The sequence below is a fragment of the Pantoea sp. SGAir0184 genome, assembly GCF_043544755.1.
Map to the genome: position 1 here is coordinate 537875 of NZ_CP028050.1, position 19206 is coordinate 557080.

Annotated in this window: 16 protein-coding genes; 10 read left to right on the forward strand and 6 right to left on the reverse strand. The window is 46.3% G+C overall.

Annotated elements, in window-relative coordinates:
* Positions 1–113: 113 nt before the first annotated feature.
* Entirely contained in the window at positions 114–455 is a 342-nt protein-coding gene (locus C1N60_RS02580; RefSeq protein WP_394521727.1) for an integrase core domain-containing protein, read from the forward strand.
* Between the two features lie 1756 nt (positions 456–2211).
* Here the strand turns inward: C1N60_RS02580 and C1N60_RS02585 are convergent.
* Positions 2212–2805 (reverse strand): TetR/AcrR family transcriptional regulator, encoded by a 594-nt coding sequence (locus tag C1N60_RS02585; protein WP_325924670.1) that lies wholly within the window; start codon positions 2803–2805, stop codon positions 2212–2214.
* A 102-nt stretch (positions 2806–2907) separates the two neighbouring features.
* Here C1N60_RS02585 and C1N60_RS02590 point away from each other — a divergent pair, with 102 nt between their 5' ends.
* From C1N60_RS02590 to C1N60_RS02615, 6 genes are all read left to right on the forward strand, one after another.
* Complete coding sequence (locus C1N60_RS02590) at positions 2908–3207, forward strand: putative quinol monooxygenase (protein WP_394521345.1); 300 nt, start codon at positions 2908–2910, stop codon at positions 3205–3207.
* Positions 3204–3836 carry a glutaredoxin 2 gene (grxB, locus tag C1N60_RS02595; RefSeq protein ID WP_394521346.1) on the forward strand — a complete coding sequence of 211 codons (633 nt, stop codon included), beginning with the start codon at positions 3204–3206 and terminating at the stop codon, positions 3834–3836. Before C1N60_RS02590 ends, grxB begins: the two co-directional genes overlap by 4 nt.
* A gap of 11 nt (positions 3837–3847) precedes the next feature.
* Positions 3848–4267: a cupin domain-containing protein gene (locus tag C1N60_RS02600; protein WP_325924673.1), complete on the forward strand. Its 420-nt coding sequence runs from the start codon at positions 3848–3850 to the stop codon at positions 4265–4267.
* A 961-nt stretch (positions 4268–5228) separates the two neighbouring features.
* Complete coding sequence (locus tag C1N60_RS02605; protein ID WP_394521347.1) at positions 5229–6899, forward strand: outer membrane protein assembly factor BamB family protein; 1671 nt, start codon at positions 5229–5231, stop codon at positions 6897–6899.
* Entirely contained in the window at positions 6881–7678 is a 798-nt protein-coding gene (locus tag C1N60_RS02610) for an outer membrane protein assembly factor BamB family protein (RefSeq protein ID WP_394521348.1), read from the forward strand. The genes C1N60_RS02605 and C1N60_RS02610 overlap by 19 nt, the downstream gene beginning before the upstream one ends.
* A 390-nt stretch (positions 7679–8068) precedes the next feature.
* Complete coding sequence (locus C1N60_RS02615) at positions 8069–8773, forward strand: FadR/GntR family transcriptional regulator (protein WP_394517442.1); 705 nt, start codon at positions 8069–8071, stop codon at positions 8771–8773.
* A gap of 36 nt (positions 8774–8809) precedes the next feature.
* Here the strand turns inward: C1N60_RS02615 and C1N60_RS02620 are convergent, their stop codons facing one another.
* From C1N60_RS02620 to C1N60_RS02630, 3 genes are all read right to left on the reverse strand, one after another.
* Positions 8810–10147, reverse strand: coding sequence for an MFS transporter (locus C1N60_RS02620; RefSeq protein WP_325924675.1), 1338 nt, complete (start codon positions 10145–10147; stop codon positions 8810–8812).
* A gap of 91 nt (positions 10148–10238) precedes the next feature.
* Positions 10239–11231, reverse strand: coding sequence for a transketolase family protein (locus tag C1N60_RS02625; RefSeq protein WP_325924676.1), 993 nt, complete (start codon positions 11229–11231; stop codon positions 10239–10241).
* Between the two features lie 28 nt (positions 11232–11259).
* The gene (locus C1N60_RS02630; RefSeq protein ID WP_325924677.1) at positions 11260–12096 is read right to left on the reverse strand and encodes a transketolase; all 837 of its coding nucleotides are present in this window, start codon (positions 12094–12096) and stop codon (positions 11260–11262) included.
* 191 nt (positions 12097–12287) lie between these two features.
* Between C1N60_RS02630 and C1N60_RS02635 the strand changes: the two genes are divergently transcribed.
* Entirely contained in the window at positions 12288–13208 is a 921-nt protein-coding gene (locus tag C1N60_RS02635) for a LysR substrate-binding domain-containing protein (protein ID WP_325924971.1), read from the forward strand.
* Positions 13209–14559: 1351 nt separating this feature from the next.
* On the opposite strand, the gene C1N60_RS02640 is transcribed toward C1N60_RS02635, so the two are convergent.
* On the reverse strand, positions 14560–14829 hold the full coding sequence (locus C1N60_RS02640; RefSeq protein ID WP_394521349.1) for a DUF3658 domain-containing protein: 270 nt from the start codon (positions 14827–14829) through the stop codon (positions 14560–14562).
* A gap of 809 nt (positions 14830–15638) precedes the next feature.
* Here C1N60_RS02640 and C1N60_RS02645 point away from each other — a divergent pair.
* Positions 15639–15959 carry a hypothetical protein gene (locus tag C1N60_RS02645; protein WP_394521350.1) on the forward strand — a complete coding sequence of 107 codons (321 nt, stop codon included), beginning with the start codon at positions 15639–15641 and terminating at the stop codon, positions 15957–15959.
* A gap of 547 nt (positions 15960–16506) precedes the next feature.
* Positions 16507–17253, forward strand: a complete 747-nt coding sequence (locus C1N60_RS02650) for a hypothetical protein (protein ID WP_394521351.1) — start codon at positions 16507–16509, stop codon at positions 17251–17253.
* A 1057-nt stretch (positions 17254–18310) separates the two neighbouring features.
* Here C1N60_RS02650 and C1N60_RS02655 read toward each other — a convergent pair.
* Entirely contained in the window at positions 18311–18583 is a 273-nt protein-coding gene (locus C1N60_RS02655) for a DUF3658 domain-containing protein (RefSeq protein WP_159377965.1), read from the reverse strand.
* Positions 18584–19206 lie beyond the last annotated feature (623 nt).

The following is a 19206-nucleotide window of genomic DNA, read 5'->3' on the forward strand; positions in this document are numbered from 1 at the left end:
TAGAGCAGAACCCGCGCTCTTCAGAAGTGGCTGAGATGCTGAATATCATCGCGTTGAGACGTGTGTTACCGCAGATCCTGAAAATCGATAATGGCTCTGAGTTTGCGGGAAAAATGCTGGATAAGTGGGTGTACAAACGTGATCTCCGGATTGACTTCTCTCGGCCAGGTAGGCCTACGGATAATATCACGGAGGAATCATTCAACGGCAGGTCGCGTCAGGAGTGCCTGAACAGGAACGGGTTTATGTTCATTAAGGATGCCCGGTGCAAATTCGAGGCCTGGCGCATACACTATAACCATAGTCATCCCCCTTCTGCGCCGGGCTTGATGACTCCATCCGAATTCGCCGAGAAATCTGCCAATTGCCAGAATAAGCAATCAATCTCAAGCCGGTTATTCCTGGTTATGCATGGATCATGCTCGGGGTCAGGGTCAATACAGTGGTCAAAGTGACGGCGAATGGAAAATCAATGATTTAAGTTCCAGTTGAGCGTTAAGCAAAATGATAGGTAATGCCGCTGTCTGGGTTTTGCACTTTTAGGGTAAAACCTCATTCAGAAAAAAATCATCCCCTGAGCAGCCAGCCAGATGATGGCTGAGCGTGCTGACTTGAGCGAAGTATCAAACATTCCCCGACGCCATAAAAAACGAAATCTTAGACATAATGGCCTTTATCCTTAAAGTGAGAATCGATAATACAAACAACAGCTCACAGATTTATACCTGGCCGAAGAGCAGGGCTATCGTCAAACGAGGGGGCTGGATTAAGCGTCAGGACGCGGGTGGTCACTGTGACCACTCGTAATAAAATCAGGGGGTTATTGATTAATCATCTGACTTCCAGCTCTCCTAAGGCAGACAAAGTGACGGTCGCAGAAAAAAACCAAAGGCTTAGGCTGTGTTGGAGTGTTCGCCCTTTCTGAGGAGTCATTGCAACAACCTGAAGGTTTTGCACTATTTGGGCAAAACCCTTTCGGGCCTGACTTTCATTTTCTTAACCGACCACCAGCCTGTTGATTAGCAATTACTGTGGCCGGCAGGACGTGGAAAAATGCGCGGGTCCTCCCGGCGGGGTACCCTGTCCACGAGGCGGCGGCCCCGCGGAAAACAGCTGATTTTTGCATTTTCATGGTGGCGGCGGCAGGTCCCTTAACTTATTGATAATAATAAATAATATTTAAGATTACCTGTACACTTTTTTTTCAGGGGTGTCATTAGACCAGTTGATAAGGTTTTGAAATTATTGAATAAAATTGGGCTTCACCTGCCAGGTTGAGCTGCCTGGTCGAATTCAAACCACTTGTGGTGCCTTTCACTGGCGCATTTTTGAGATCGCAGAGGAGATGGGATTTTATAACACCACCAAAAGTAGACAGATGAAGTTGAAGAATTAAGGGGGGCAGCGCCTTTGGGCTGCGCTGGACGCAGAGTTTCTGGTGAAGCGTCTGGGGGGTACATTTCCGTGATACTGGCTGGCCAGCGTCAGGATTATACCGACGCGAGCAAAGCCTCTTACCAGTATTAAGCCTGAGCGGCGATATGCATTTGCTGAGCCTGAAGCTTGCCATCTTTGCGCGCAGCCAGAATTGCATCGCAAATACCAGCCAATATAGTGGTCGAGTAAGCAGACCCAACGAAATTTCTTGAAGGGTATATGAAGCGGATAGGGGGTTGGCGCTGACCTATTAACTCACTGTTTAAAGAGGGCTTTGATCGTTCGCTGGTCACTAAATTAACAAGTCGCGCTGATGCGCTTACAGGATAAAAAACCTAACCCCATACCAGCTGTACTTGCTTTTATAATTCGCGTCATATCTGCGTCATCCAGCACATAACACTCCAGCTCAACGCCACCAATTTCCAGGAGAGTATCTGACAATTCGTAGAAGACTTCAGGTAAAGCCGCTAATTCTTTAATTTCTGTCGCTGCTTAAAGTGCTGAAGCTCTGCGTGGCTCAGGTGTGAGTTTTGCAGCTCTTGCTTTACCACCGACAACTGAGCGTGTTTATTATCAAATATTTTTTCAAATTGAATATGACGATGCTATGTAAAACGTCCGCTTTACGCCAGCTGCGGATAATAATTAATAAAATAAGACATTATCGGGGTTCACTCAGCAGCTCACGAGATTAGGTGGGGAGGAATAGCACCACTGGATGTCAAAATAAGCAAAGAGCCATCAAGAATTTCTTATTGTAAATTATTAGTCTTAATTCAGGCTTTTAGCGGCAAGCGCGTCACAGAAAAGAGTGGCACAAATGCCAGCGAATTCATTTACGTCGTGTTCAGAATCGATAATACGAGACATCTGGTCGAGCAGGCCCATGACGAATCTTGCCTGGCAGCGTACAGAAATATCATCACGCAAGATACCTGCTCGCTGCTCACGCTCCATGTTCATCGTAATCCATGCGATCATCTGTTCTTTAGTTGTTTCACCGCTTGCGGGCTGGAAAAAACCAATTTCCGTCAGGTCGCGATCCCTTTGCAGAACGGTTAGAAAGCGAACGAAACTTTGACGGAGATCTTCATATAACTCTTCAGCGCTGAGTCCGGGAGAAATTAGGCACTGACGGGTTGCTTCGTACAATTCACTGCGAAATTCACTGACCAAAGTCTCAAACAGCACTTCTTTGCTGTCATGGTAAAGGTAAAATGCGGGCTGGCTCACCCCTGCCTCTGCCACGATGTCACTGATTTTAGTCTCATGGAAACCTTTTCGTGCAAAGACGCTTATAGCCGCTTCACGAAGTTTTGCCTGTGTATGAGCGGCGCGCTCAGCCCTTTTTGACATTTTGCTCATCCTCTCTCTTCTGAAGCAGAAAGATAACAAAAAAGTTGCGACATGTCAGCTCATTGGTTACTTTTAAGTAAGTTATTCATGAGTAACTTAAGAGGATAGATCATGACTGTTCCCGTAATTGCTATTTTTCAGGTAACTCCTGGTACCGAATCCACTGTTGAAAAGCTGTTCCGATCGGTTATTGATGCAACGCTTGCTGAAAAGGGCTGCATTAGCTACCAGCTCAATGTTGATGCAAAGAACGCAAGTCGCTTTATCTGGACAGAAGAGTGGGAGAGTCAGGTATTGCTGGATGAACATTTGAATGCCCCGCACATTCAGGCATTGTTTGCTGAGCTTCCTCAATATATTGAGACATCAGAAATCATCGCCCTTAAACCGCTTGCCGGTGGCAAAGCATGAAGCTTTACATATACGACCATTGCCCTTTCTGTACTCGGGTGCGCATGGCGTTTGCTATTAAGAAAGAGCCCATAACACTTTCCATTATCATGGAGGGAGATGAGGACACGCCATTACGACTTGTCGGTAAAAAAGTCGTCCCCATTCTGGAAAAAGAGGATGGATCGCACATGGCAGAAAGCCTGGATATTGTGCGCTATATGGACGGAGCCCACACTCCCGCGTTTTCTGGTCAGATTGATCAGAAGATAGAGTCCTGGATTAACGATGTGTGGTCAGTTGCTCTCAAGCTTTTCATTCCGCGCTTTACAGAGGCTGACTTTCCTGAATTGTCTACGCCTGGGGCCCGTGAGGCTTATCGCCGGCGTGAGGAAAAAGCCTTTGGTGACCTGACTGCGTTGACAGCCCGCACCTCTGCTCTCTGTAATGAAATGCTGACAAAGCTATATGATCTGGTGCCGCTGGTGGAATCACGTCATCACATCGATATCAGCGATATTGTTTTGTGGCCACTGCTGCGCTGCCTGTCTATTGTTAAAACACTTTACTTTCCACCTGCTGTTCGGGACTACGCTCTAAGGCTTGAATCCCGAACGGGAATTCCTTTGCTGTTTAACCAGGCAATATAAAGGAGAATGAGATGCCAGAAAAAACGCGTTCTGCACGGTTCATTCCAACCGAAATCGCCCGTCGCTTGCCAGAATACTCTGATAGCATGCTGGCTGATGAGTACCTTACAGACAGACCTGAAGCGAGTTGCCGTGTTTTTCGAGCCTATCATGGCGTAAAGCCGCATTATCATCAGCAGTGTGATGAATATCTTTATGTTCTTTCCGGACGGGGCACGTTCTGGATGGAGGACCCCAGCGATGAGGCTGAATTTGCTCCGGGTCACCTGCTTTTCTTCGAACGTAATGTTGTACATGCACTACCGAAGCTGCTGGAAGAGCCGGTGATTTTTCTGTCATTAGACAGTCCGCGTCGCAGTCCTGATGATATTATCTTCGTTGACCCGAATGATGGTGATGCAGGAAATTTCATGGCCCGAAATAATAAATAGAGATAATTATAGTGTTAACATTACACCGCTCATAGCGGACTTTTAATCCGCTATGAGTGGTGTGTTTTTTTTGCTAAATCAGGAAGCTGCCAATGCTTATTGATGTTTTTGAAAAAATATAAATTATTTCCTGTTTTGTGGGGTTTTATTTATCTATTGACAGCATTTTTATTCACAAATGAATTTCGTCGACTTTTACAGCCATCTCTCAGCGAACGGTCCTTGAAGACACTACGTTAATGATAAAACGGATAGTTCACATTTACTAATTGTGAAGGCCCAGGCTAAGTTGCTCATCTGCTTTCTGCTGGTTTGAGCGACTGAAACAGGCTCTGTCCGAGATCGCTTTAACATTATGCGAGTCAGCAAAATTCGATGTGCTGATTCTTATGAGTTATTATGATATTTTCTTAAGAGGGATAAAATATTAATAATTTTCAGTGCCACCCTAACCAAGGGGGGCGTCCAGGTCATAAAAGTTGCAGGACAGTACTTAACCATGAGTCGATTAAAAACTGACTTCATGAATCGAGGTTCTCGTCGAGTTTACCTGCTACAAAGTCAGCCATGGTTGAATCCGAAATGTAATTATAGTTCAGATTTGCAGGAAATAAATTATTTCCAGTATCAATGGTTGGTGAAAGGATCTTCAATTATTTTTTGACTTTTCAATTTGCCTGCAATGTGACGGATTCAAAATAATAATTACCGTCTATTTTGGTTATGGCTTTTTTGTTTCAGTATTATGAATGTTAGCTAATTCCTAAAAAAATGGCTGCAAAGCTTAATCTGAGTTCTATTGATATTCTTAAGTGATGAGTTTTTTTTCAACCCCTCATGAATAAAATGGGAATTGAATGTTTTGTGCTTAATTTGAATATGAAGTGTGACAAATTACTCACATCATGATAACAATCTGCCGCTTTATTTAATTTTTAGTTAAAACAGGCAAGGTATTATTGTGAATCAACGTTCAAAACTAAAAAGTCAGCCCGGATGGGCTGGCAGGTTACTTGCAGCTATTCTGCTATTGCTCGGACTCTATTTACTGGCTGGCGGTATATGGCTTATCTCGCTCGGCGGAAACTGGTATTACGGGATTGCTGGTATTCTTAGCATACTCTCCGGTTACACGTTGTGGCGGGGAAAGGCCAGTGCAGTGCTCTGGTTCAGCCTGCTGTTCTTCGGTACACTTTTCTGGACGATTGCTGAATCCGGAACCGATTTCTGGCGATGGGTGCCTCGTTTCGCACTGATTTTAGCCCTGGCGATTGCGTTTTCTTTCCATCTTTCCACGCTGCTGCCGCGTATGAAGCGCAAGCACAGCGGGGCAATCACTGGCGCACTAGCGCTGACGTTTATCGGGGCTGGTGGCCTGGCATTTCTGCCATCACATACCACTGAAGCAAACGGCTTTCCCCAACCTGATGGCAAAAATTTTACGGCAGATACTGGCACGGGTATGACCTCCCAAGAGGTCAAAAATGACTGGCCTGCTTATGGTGGCAACCTTTCTGCGGCACGCTATTCATCCGCCGCGCAAATCACGCCAGCCAATGTCAGTAAGCTGAAAGTTGCCTGGCAGTCACATGCGGGGGATTTACCACCGGGCGCGCGCTGGGGTACGGAAAATACTCCGTTGAAAGTGGGTGACTTCCTCTACGTCTGCACCGCGGCTAATAACATCGTTGCCTTTGATCCTGCAACCGGCAAGCAGAAATGGCGCTTTGATGCACAGATTAACCGTGACGCTCTGCCCTATACGCCAGCGTGTCGCTCACTTGCTTACTTTGATGCGACTCAGTACCCGTCTCAACCTGTACCAGTACAGGCCGAAAATCAGCCTGGGCAGCACTGCGACCGTCGCATCATTCTGGGTACTCTTGACGACCGTGTGATTGAAGTCGATGCGCAGGATGGAAAACGCTGTACTGATTTTGGTAACAATGGCGAAGTTTCCATCCTTGAAGATATGGGAGAGACCTATACAGGATATGTATCTATTACTTCAGGCCCGGTAGTGGTACGCGACACCATTGTAGTGGGTCATCAGGTCATCGACGGACAGCGAGTGTTTGGTCCACCAGGCGTAATCAAAGCTTTTGACGTGAGGACGGGTAAACTCAAGTGGGCCTGGGATGCGGCTAATCCTGACGACGCTACGCCTAAGCATGGCCCTGATGCTTACAAACGTGGCAGCCCTAACGTATGGACAACCTTCACCGGTGACGAAAAACTGGGACTTGTCTACCTGCCGGTAGCCAACCCGTCTGGGGATTACTGGAGTGCGCCTCGTACGGCCGCTGAACTGAAATACGGTGATTCGCTGGTTGCACTGGATATTAATACCGGCTTGCCACGCTGGAATTTCCAGACCACACATCATGACATCTGGGATTATGATCTGGGCTCACCTCCAACTCTGGTAGATTACCCCCAGCCTGATGGCAGTAAAGTGCCGGCCATCATTCTTCCGACCAAGAACGCTGAGCTCTATGTCCTCAATCGTGAAACCGGTAAGCCACTCTTTGATGTGATTGAAAAACCTGCGCCGCAGGGGGAACCGATCCCGCAATGCGCTCCCCTACGCAGCCGTATTCGACCTTCAACAGTATGCGTAAGCCTGATCTGACGCCGGAAAGCACCTGGGGACTGACTCCGCTGGACCAGCTCTACTGCCGTATCAAATTCCATCAGGCAGATTACCGGGGTGCTTACACACCGGGCTCGATAGGTAAACCGTTTATCTCTTATCCGGGTTACAATGGCGGCAGCGACTGGGGTGGCGTATCGGTCGATCCGGTAAACGGTCTGGTGATTGCTAACTACAACAATACGGTCAACTACACTGAGTTTGTGGCAAGAAGCGTGGCCGATAAGCTCAATGTGCATCCGTCAGACAAAATTGGCTATAACCTGGATACGCACGCCAGCCCGCTTACACCGCAGAGCGGCGCACCTTTTGCACTGAACATTAATCCAGGCTGGCAGAATGGCTTTACCGGCATGCTGTGTAATGAGCCATCCTATGGTGGTATTCGCGCAATTGACCTCCGCACCGGGCATACCGTATGGGATCGTCCCTTAGGCACCGCACGTAATAACGGTCCTTTTGGCATTCCCACAGGTTTGCCGATTAACATTGGCACCCCAAATAACGGCGGCTCAGCCGTGACTAAGGGTGGTCTGGTATTCATCGCAGCCGCTACCGATGACCTGATTCGGGCGATTGACATCAGAACCGGAAAAACGGTCTGGTCTGCACCATTACCCGCAGGCGGCCAGGCGAACCCAATGGTTTATGAGCAGAACGGCAAAGAGTATGTCGTTATTGAAGCCACCGGCCATCACTTCATGCGCACGGGCAAAGGCGACTATGTCATTGCTTACGCACTGCCTGATACGAATTAATCTTTCCAGTAAACATTACTGGGCCTGAATCCAGGGCTGCCGTTTTTATGATGGCAGCCCTTTTTTTCGTTTAGAGCAGACCCTTAAACCTGCAGATAAAACGGCTGTCGCCGGACTGGCTGCATCGGCAAGAATATTTCTCACTGATTAACTCGGCCGGTATCAGAGAAATTGGTAATGACATTGCATCTGTTTAGACAATCCGTGATCGAACAGGCCGCCACAGCGTCCATCCCCCTTGAGCCGGGTGTAATCAGTCATTCTGGCTCATCACTTACAAAAGCCCGACTTATCAGTTTCTGATGTTATTGCAGTTGCCAGGGGCAAAGGCAGGCGTTAGGATGGCCTCAGCATCAGATGTTTTATCTGTGATTACCTTGCGTGACAAAAATGACCGGAATACCCGTAGAAAGTCAGACTTTAATCAAAAGCATTCTTGCCACCGCTGCAATCGATAAGAACGGTATTTATAAATTACCGCCTGAACGCGTGCTGGCGGAGCAAATGGGTGTTCAGCGATCCATTATCCGTAATGCGCTATCTTCACTTGAGTTCTTTGGTTTTATTGAACGTAATCAGGGGAGTGGTACTTATATCCGGATGCCTCGTTTTTCTTTTGCAAATCTCTACTTTGATATCGCCACACAGCTTGGTTATATTTCCCTTGATACCATAGAAGATGCTCGGGAAATGTTTGAGAGAATGCTGGCGGAAGAAGCGGCTACTCATGCTACAGAAGAGGAAATAACGGAGCTCAGGCACCAGAGTGAACGCATGGTAGAAGCTGAGACTTTTGAAGAGAAAGTGGAAGCTGATTATCAGTTTCATCTTATCCTGGCAGGGATGACGCATAATCCGGTCATCATGCTTTTCTATCAAAGCATCGCTTCTTTTATTTCGGATCTGTTGCGAAAAAGACGCAGCATAATGAAAGATATGGATGAGTCAAAAACCCGCATAAACAGTAATCACAAGGATATTGTTCAGGCAATTGCTGTACGGGATCCTGAAGCAGCACGAGCCGCCATGAGAGCACATTTTTCGCTTTGGGAGCGGGAAAATATGCTTATAAGCTTGCTGATGAAGCAGCGCTAACTGGCAGTTGCGCTACTTCTAAAGGAAACTGCGCCGTTAATCTATTTTCGCACCGGCTGGTAATGGTTCACGAATGGTCAGAACCACAGTGAAGCACAGTGCAGCTGCAACCCCCAGCGTAATGAACACGGCATTCCAGCTATAGTGATCAAGCAGAACGCCCACAATCATAGGCATACACACTGCTCCAAGTTGACCGCCCATATTAATAATTGCATAGGCAACCGGATAGGTTTCTCGGGAAGCCCTCGCCATGGCATAGACTGAGTAAGCGGAATAACCCAGTGCTATCAGGAATCCAAGTAGGAACAGCAGCACGCCGAGTAAATACGGATTTTGGGGCGCAATGGTCATGAGACCGGTCATGACAATTGTGGAGACGGCGCTAAACATCATCAACGGCTTACGACGTTTCGCTAAGAGGTTGTCAGAAATCCACCCACCGCACAGATTACCCACTACGTTGCCCGCAAAGGGCGTGGCAGCGAGTGTTGCCGATGATACCAGAGTAAGATGATGTTCCTGCAGGAGATATTTGGGTAGCCAGGACATTATGACGCCATCAACTATACCGACCATACACATGTAACCTATTGCCGCACCGATAATATCCCAGGACCTGAAAACCTGCCGGGAAGATTCCAACGGACTGAGTTTTTCAGTTCTTATCAGGCGATCAATCCAGCTGTAGCGAAACGCCCGGCCAGAAGAACTTAACTTACGGCCCGACGGAATGCCCTCATCCATTTCTGCGATATATTCCGCTTCCTGCTGGCTGACGAAGCGGCTTTCAGAAGGCGTATCCCTCACAAGGACATACCACACCAGGGCCAGTACCACGCCGGGAATGGAGAAGAAAAGAAAAATGTGGCGCCAGTCGTAATTAATCAAGATCCACGCGCAAATGGGTGGCACTAACAGTGGCCCGAATTTGGAACCTGCTAAAAAAATACCGGTAGCTGTGCCTTTTTCGCTGGTTGGGAACCAGTTATTGATTGTAGCTGTAGAGCTGATCACAACTGGCGCTTCGCTAATTCCTACCAGCGTGCGCAGAATTTTCAGGTGGAGAACAGAATCAACTTTTCCCATCATGAAAGTAAATAAAGACGTCAATAACATGCCTGCAGCATACGAGAAACGGATCCCTTTACGTTTGACAAAAAAACCTGCTGGTATCTGACATAATCCATAGCCCGCAAAAAAAAGACTGATAATCATCCCGATTTCCGTGTTTGTCAGATTATATTCTTTCTGAATGAACGGGATGGCAAAACCAATATTAGCGCGATCAGCCTGTGCAACCATAAAAAGAACGAAAATTAGTGCGATGACAAACCATCGATAGTGGCTCGTCTTTTTCGATTTATTTATCATGTTAATCCCTTCAGGGTTCAGAAAGATGAATCATCTGAAATTTTTCAATATTTACACCCAGGCTTGCGCCTGGGAATAAATATAAATTTCATTATTTCTTTATCCAGGTAGCGATATTTGATGCCAGCGAACGGGCCGAGATTTCATAGCGGTCATGCAGTGTGGGTAACGCACCTGCATCAAGGAACGCATCGGGTAAGCCAACCTGCCTGAATGGCCTCGAAATCCCGTTACGCATCAACGCAGAAGCAACAGCTTCACCCAGCCCGCCAATAACAGTATGATTTTCTGCGGTAATCACCAGACAGTTACGCTTCGCCGCTTCGCGACAAATCGTTTCTTCATCCAATGGTTTAATTGTCGGCGAGTGCAGAATAGCCACGCTGATCCCCTGTTGCGCCAGCAAATCGCGAGCCTGAACAGCTCTCATTGTCATTAATCCTGAAGAGATGATCAGCACATCCTGCCCTTCAGTCAGCAGCCTGGCTTTTCCTATTTCGAATGTGTAATCGGGGAAGCGGTCCAGAATCACCGGCACTTTCCCTCGCAGCAGCCGCATATAGACGGGTCCGTCATGTTCATAAATGGCCGGCACAGCCTGCTGAATATCAATGGCATCACAGGGGTCAATGATAGTCATATTTGGCATTCCCCTGAAGATCGCAATATCCTCGGTTGCCTGGTGGCTGGGCCCATAGCCTGTTGTCAGCCCGGGCAGTGCGCAAATGATTTTTACATTGAGCTTCTCTTCCGCGATTGCCATGCAGATAAAATCATAGGCACGGCGTGCAGCAAATACCGCATAGGTCGTGACGAACGGTGTGGCACCTTCACGAGCCAGTCCAGCAGCGGCACTCATCAGTAACTGCTCCGCCATACCCATCTGATAAAAACGCGATGGGTATTCGCGCGAAAAGATGTGCAGATCGGTATAGGCTGCCAAATCGGCTGACATGCCGACAATATCCTCATGGTGTTTTGCCAGTTCCACCAGAGCATGGCCAAAGGGCGCAGGAATTGTTGCTTGGCCCTCTTCAGCTATGGACGCAATCATGGCGGAGGTTTTCAGTTTACGGGTAGTCATAATGACCTCATAAAGTCTTAAGGGGAATTCAGATATGACGCTGCAGCATGTCAAGCGCCTGCTGCCATTCGGCATCCGCTACGCGAATAAAATGGTTCTTATCCCGCTCTTCCAGGAAAGGCACACCTTTGCCCATAAGCGTATCAAGAATAATGACGCGTGGCTGACAGCCCGGGTGATGTCTGGCTGTATCGAACGCAGAGACCAGTGCCTGCAAATCATGGCCGTTCACGCGCTGCGTAAACCATCCGAAAGCCTCGAACTTTTTATCCACCGGCTCCGTCGCAAGTACTTCCTGGCTGTTGCCATCTGCCTGCTGACGGTTGACGTCAACCAGCGCGATTAGGTTATCCAGCTTCCAGTGGCTTGCTGAAAGTGCGGCTTCCCAAGTAGAACCCTCATTCAGTTCCCCGTCTGACAGAAGGTTGTAGACAGCGGCCGGGTTACCTTTTCTTTTCAGTCCCAGCGCCATTCCAACCGCAATACCCAGCCCGTGCCCCAGTGACCCACCAGTAATTTCCATGCCAGGGGTATACGCTGCCATTCCGGACATCGGCAAGATGCTGTTATCGCTGCCATAATTTTCGATCTCATCTTCGGCGATGATCTTCGCCTCTATCAGTGCCGCGTACAAACCGATAGCGTAGTGACCAATCGATAATAAAAAACGATCGCGACCTTCCCATTCCGGTTCATCTGCACGGAATGACATGGCATGGAAGTACGCCACTGTCAGTGCATCGGCTATGCCGAGCGCCTGTCCGATGTAGCCCTGGCCCTGCACTTCACCCATACGAAGGGCGTGCCGACGTATCGCCCAGGCATGCCCGGAAAGCTTGTCTAGTTTCTGCTGCAACTCTGACATACTGGATTCTCCTCAGATAGGTCACATTAATGGTTAACCAATTAACAACGGAGGAGGGTTGGTTGTCTACAAAGCACGCTATGATTGATAATGAACTGTGATTGTGATCGCTATAATGGTTTACCATTTATCAAGGTCACTGTGTAATCAGGTTTCTCAAACTGGTAAAATGTGGGCCGGATACATCTTTGATGAGTTCAATAATGAGAAAATATGCAGACATTCCTTCGCTGAAGTGCCTTCAGGTTTTTGAACAAATCGCACGTGCAGGCAATGTCCTTCGTGCGGCAGAAACATTAGGAATTACCGCTTCTGCAGCAAGTCATCAGCTGGCGAAGCTGGAAAAAAGCCTGGGGTGTCAGTTATTTGACCGTAACGCAGCGGGAGTAAAACTTAACTCCAAAGGTGAAGCCTATCTGGCCATGATCGGTGTTCATCTGCAGGGGCTGATGCAGGCATCAGAGGAGATGAAAGATTCAGATAAACTTAACAGAATTCGCATTCACAGTTCACCGACATTTGGATATATGTGGCTTTTACCAAGGCTTGAGTCGTTTCAGGATCAGTGTCCTGGCATTGAAGTTACACTGGCTTGTTCATATGAGGAAATAGACTTTTCTCGTGGAGAAGTTGATATCGCAATCAGGCATGGCCTTCCAGTCTGGGAGGGGTGTGAAATAATCTCTGTCAGAGATGAACATATCATGCCAATGGCATCACCTGAATATCTGGCACAAGCGCCGGTTAAGTCCCTCTATGATTTGATGACAAGACGGCTGATTTACTCTGAATCAACGCTCCTGCGCTGGCCCGAATGGTTTCGGATGCATCATCTTAATCAGCCTGCTCAGCCATGGCTATTGCGGTTTGATCGTTCCTATATGAGCATTGAAGCAGCGGTAATGGGACATGGAATTGTTCTTGAGAGCGACTTGCTTGCCGGCAGGTTTTTAGAAGAAGGTAAACTTGTGCGCGTATTACCAGATAATTTCACTCATGCTGTTAACGCACATCATATTGTGACCCCAGTGGGATACAGAAACAGGCCAGTTATTCAGCAATTTTTGAGTTGGACTGAAATGAGCTTGAGAGGCGAAATTGTTAGGCCATAATTCTATACAGGCTAAATGAGCCAGCCAACTAGAAATAAAATTAATAAGATTTGAATCTTCATAGGTACCTGGATTAGCTGTTACCTGATGTTACATACAGCATACCATTAGTCATACCCCCTCATTGCGGGTATGAGGCCTGAACTAGAATAAATTAGTTTTCTTTGAAATATTAATTGGTAAGGCTTACCTGTTGAGAAAAAATCCTAATCCTGCTGTGTTGAGGATAATCGATTTCTGGCTGGTGGTCATTCTTAAAATGAGGGCTTATATTTCTTTCAACTGGTTAAGAGTCAATCGTAATTGTTAAAATCTGAAACAGGCTTAATAACTGGATCATCTTCGAACTGGGTACTCGACAATGATTTAGGGCGAGAGGTTGCTGGTACCCTCGATACTGAAATCAGAGTGTTGTTAATCGAGTATTCCGAGAGGGGCCAAAATGACGATGAATTCATAAATCAAGACTTAAATTCTAGTTGAGCGTTAGCAAAATGAGAGGTAATACCGCAGATCGGGGTTTTGCACTTTTCGGGTAAAACCTTATTCAGACAAATTTATCGACTTCTGAGCAGATAACCAGCCTGATGATGGCTGAGTGCACAAGCGCTGGTAAAATATTGACATCCACAATCGCCACAGAGATAAATTCATTGAGGGGATGGCCTGTATCCTCAAAGTGAGGACGGATGAAATAAACAATAGCTTACGTGTTTTGTGCTTGGCCGAAGAGCCGAGTGGTCCTTAAACGAGGGACCGAATTAAGCGTCAGGACGCGGGTGGTCACTGTGACCACCCGTAGTGAAATCAGGAAGTTACTTACTAAGCATCTGTCTGTCGGACCTCGTAAGTCAGACAAATTGACGGTCCCCAACAAATCAAAGGTTTAGGCTGTGGCCGAATATTTGTCCTTATTGAGAAGTCATTGCGACTGCCTTGGAGTTTTGTTCTGCAGACATGGCTTTCACTTCTGGCCAACCAGCCGGCCAGATGATGGTCGATCATTATGGCAGTGTCAGGGCAGGGAATAATGAGCGGGTCCTCCCGGAGGGGTACCCCGTCCACGAGGCGGCGGCCCCGCGGAAAGCTGAAAATTTTTCACTATTCATCAGTGCAGCAGTAGATAGTTAACTATATGAAATAAAATAATAAAGTTCATCGACATTGCACGGGCGTCTGTGCAGCAGAGCCGCAGTTAAAGTGCGAGGAGAAGCCGGTCATTATGATACTAACCGGCACCAGGATGAAGGACACCGAGTAGCCTAAACGCCGAGCATACGAAAAGTAAGCTGAAGAACTGCCAGCTAAACCTAATTTTGAGGGCATCACTGGCAGCGATGATAGTTCATGGTTACTTTGTTCTGTATGCTTTTGAAAGCCTGACGTTGTAACGCCCGTAACGCTGGCTAGGATCATCTATCTCAATCAGGCCGATAGAGGCGAGATATTTCAATCTTTCCTCTAAAGCGAGATCACCTTCCATTTTTCCGAATCTTTCCTGAGTCTCTGACATAACCTCACCAACAACACGTGTAACAATAGTCCATTCATAAGTACATTCCTTCAGTATCATCTCCTGACAGGTTGCTTCATCAATATCAATGGAAGTTTTGAAGTTCATTATTTCCCTCCTTATTTGTGAAAAGGTAAGGTGGGCCAGGCCAGACCCCTTGAGCATTGCAATAGTCTTTCCATGCGCCACATTGTGTCATGCTTGGGCCTGCCTTCCTGCTGCCATGATAGTGGATACATCTTTCGTATTTTGCCTGGCAATATGAATGATACTTTGACGCTGTGAGCCTAGCAGCAGAAAAGTCTGGTATTGCTTTGAGCCAGTCCAGCTGACAGGCAGCTAGAGCAGCAGCTGGCTTTAGCTGGAGATTGTATTGTTCTGATAGCTTGTCACTTGCTGCGGTGATGTTGATTATCAGTGCTGTCAGGACAGCTATGAATGTTTTATTAACCACGTTTTCCCCCTCCGCCTGCGTTTACTGCGTCCGAATTAAAGACGGCTATCCTTGTACGCCTGTAATTATTCAGATCCACTTTTAATCTCAGTTTTTTAGATGCATGGCACATTTTTTACACACTGCAGTAGAGCGAGTTTCCTTAGACGATGAAAATAACGTTATTCACTCTCAGAGGAATGCGGGGCAAAGTGGGGGCAGTGGGTGCGATACCCCTTTCGCCTCCACTTTTTCCCTGTATACACACAGAAAGTGGGATCCATGCTCAAACCCGCGAATTTACTGGACTGAGAGGGAATTCTCAAGAAACAGCTGGGGGCGTGGCGGGGGCATATAAAAGTGGGAGCATGGTGGGAGCCGGAAAGGAAAGCAATTGTATGGAAAACCTGAATGTGGCCAGGTTAAAGTCTCTAAATTGAAAGGACTACTATTCTGGTTCGTTGTGTGAAAACTAAGGTATGGTATGAAAAATTTTCTGTCTAATTACTGCAAAATCTCAAATGAAACGTCTGGCCTGATAGCGCTGGGAATATTGCAGTCAGTAGTGATGGCCGCAGTTCTGAGGCAACGGGAAATGAAAGGCTTAGACTGGCATCCGATCCTATTCTGGAGTCTTTTGGTGGCTTCAACGTTGGGCATGGTATTGACCGCATTCAGCACAGGTAATGCCATCCTGTCACAACCTGGCTTGGGGAAATTCGAAAGGCTACTGCTGCTGGTACTTTTCGAGCTGGTCTTCATCGGTGTTCTTCTCTCCGCTGTTATCACCGTCAAATCTTTATAGTTTTGTTCATTATTATGGTTAGAGATTCTCTTTTACTCTCTTATCATGTGCGATTAATATCAGTCGTAAGCTGCCATACTCTATGCGTATCCCGGCTGTGATTCTGGTCGTAGACAGTAACGTCATGTCGTTCAGAACTATCAGATGCGGCATATCACTGTGTCGGGGCATTTTTAGCTTTACTTGTGTCACTCCAAAGAGCTGACATGATCCCTAATAACGATAAAAATTGAGAGACGTAAGATTTATTCTTGACTGTTCACGAAGTGTTTTCCTGATGACTCTCAAAAGCCTTCAGGGTTACCATAAGATTGAACAGTAGTGAACACTTTCATTTAAAGTGATCATTATGTAACCCTTTGATGGTAATCATAAAAATTCAGGGGAAAATAGGTAGCAAGATTCTTACTTTTTATGCGTTTTAAAAACAGAGTCACTGCTCTTTATCTGTCTGAGAAATTAGAATCTTTCATGCATAGCCGATCGGCAGTAAGCCGATCTAGAATCAGTAGGCGAAACTATTTTAGGCGATTAAAAGAAGGTGAGTATGAACAGAAATAACAAAAGGATAGAATTTTTCATCAAGTTTTTCAAGGAGGAGGTATATGCTAATGATTTTTTGAATGGTCATGTTTACATGAATAGACTCTCCTATTTTAGAGAAAACTATGCAGGAGAAAAAACAAATGCGGAAAATAATGTATCAGATAAGTATGAAGGTACCGATGGTTGGGTACAGCCTGAGCATGTAACTATTACTCTACAAGATACAGGGGAGATCATTACCCCTATAAGTCCGGTGCAGTATTTCAACCGAGGTTGGGATTTTTATAATCTATTTTGTGTTTTCAGCATATATTTAGAACCTGATAAAGATTCCTTTTTTAGTTTAGAAGACGCCTGCCGAGAATTACTTCCAAGTAGTGAAACATCCGCACTTGGAGAATATTGCGTAATTATAAAAGCAACAGAGTTTACAAAACTATTCGAGAAGGCTTGCGCTACATTATCTCTCAAGCTTTCTCATGATCTCGTTAATTATTTCGATAAGGCTAGTTTTAGTGGCCACTTTGAAGAGGGTCGTTCAATTTTTAATAAGGTTGATTCATTCAAGCACCAAAAAGAATATCGTTTTTGTATAGCTCCAGTTGACTATGGAAAAGATGCAAAAACTTTGTCATTAGGAGACATAAGTCATATTGCGCAAATATGTGATTTTAAGGATCTCAAAAAATATATACCGCTAGTTTTTCGAAGACTTGAACATTTTGATGGGAAAACTACATGGAGTTAAGTGATACCAAACAACCTTTATCAGATAACAGACTTCTTTTGCAGAGGACTTTTTTATAGTCAGTAAAAAATGCTCAGAGCTCATTTGTGTTTATGATGATGGACGTAAAGCTGGTGGATATCCTCTCTATGAGGGCTTGTATTCCTTTCAACTGGTTATGAGTCACGGTAATGATTTAAGCCTGAGGCAGGAGCCATAGTTGGCTGATTTTCAAACGATGGGCACGACAGTAAGTTAAAGCGGGAGGTCACTGTGATCCCCGGGACTAAAATCAGTGTGTTATTTATCGAGTATTTCGTCGACACCTTCCTGGACGGGGGGCCAAAGTGACGGTGAATGGGAAAATCAACGGCTTAAGCTCTAGTTGAGCATTAACAAATTGAGAGGTTATTCCGCTGCCTGGGGTTTTGCACTTTATGGGTAAAACCTTATTTAGACAAAATTATCGACTTCTGAGGAGATAACCAGCCAGATGATGCCCATCGCTGTGGTAGTGCCTGGGCAGGGAATAATGAGCGGGTCCTCCCGGAGGGGTATCCTGTCCACGAGGCGGCGGCCCCGCGGAAAAAGGCTGATTTTTGCATTTTCATGGTGGCGGCGGCAGGTCAATTAAGTTATTGATAAAAAAGGTTAATATTCAAGATCACCTGTACACTTTTTTCGTGGGGGTGTCATTAGACCAGTTTGTAAGATTATGAAATAATTAAATAAAAATGGTTTTCACCTGCCAGGCTGAGCTGCCTGGTCAAATTTAAACCACTTGTGGTGCCTTTCACTCATGCATTTTTAAAATCGCCGAGGAGAGGGGAATTTTATAACACCACCAGAACTGGACAGGTGAAATCGAAGAATCACAGGGCGTCAGCGCCTTTGGGCTGCTAGGTGAGCAGAGTTTCAGGTGAAGCGTTGAGGGGAATACATTTCCCTGATACTGGCTGGCCTGCGTCAGGAGGAGGGATAGTGAGCAGCCAGAACCCGTGCATTCGAACATCCAGGTGAAAAACTGCCAGTTACACCTGATATTGAGGGCATCATTGGCAATGAAGAGCATACATGGCTACTTTGTTCTGTATGTTTTTGAGAGCCTTACGTTGTACCGCCCGTAGCGCTGGCTTGGATCATCTATCTCAATCATACCGATTGAGGCGAGATATTTCAGCCTTTCTTCTATAGCCAGATCGCCTTCCATTTTCCCGAATTTTTCCCGGGTCTCTGTCATTACGTCGGCAACAACATAAGTGACAATCGTCCATTCGGAATTGCATTCCTTCAGGATCAGCTCCTGGCAGGTCGCTTCATCGATATTAATGGCAGTTTTGAAGTTCATCATTTTTATCCTTATCTTTGAAAAGGTATGGTGGGCCTGGCCAGACGCCCTGGGCATCACAATAATCTCTCCATGAGCCACATTGTGTCATGCTTGGTCCGATCTTTTTGCTGCCATGATAGGTGATACATCGGATGTATTTTGCGCGGCAATATGGATGATGCTTTGACGCTGTGAGCCCGGCAGCAGATAAATTTGGTATTGCTTTGAGCCAGTACAGCTGACAGGTAGTTGGAGCGGCGGCTGGCTTTAACTGTAGGTCGTATTGTTCTGATAGCTGGTCACTTGCTGCTGTTGCGTTAATTATCAGTGTCGTGAGAACAGCTATGTATGTTTTATTTATCACGTTCTCTCTCCGCCCGAGTTTGCTGCGCCTGAATCAAAGGCGGCTAACCTTGTACACCTCTAATTAACCAGATCCACTTTTATTCTCAGGTTATTAGATGCATGGCACATTTTTTAATCTTCAGAAAGGTGCGCTTCTTTAGACGGCGAAAATATTGTCATTCACTCTCAGAGGAATATGGGGCAAAAAGTGGGGGCCAAGTGGGGGAGTGGGGCCAATATCCCTTTCGCCACAATTTTTTCCTGCTTACATACTGAAAATGGGGCCCATGCTCAAACCC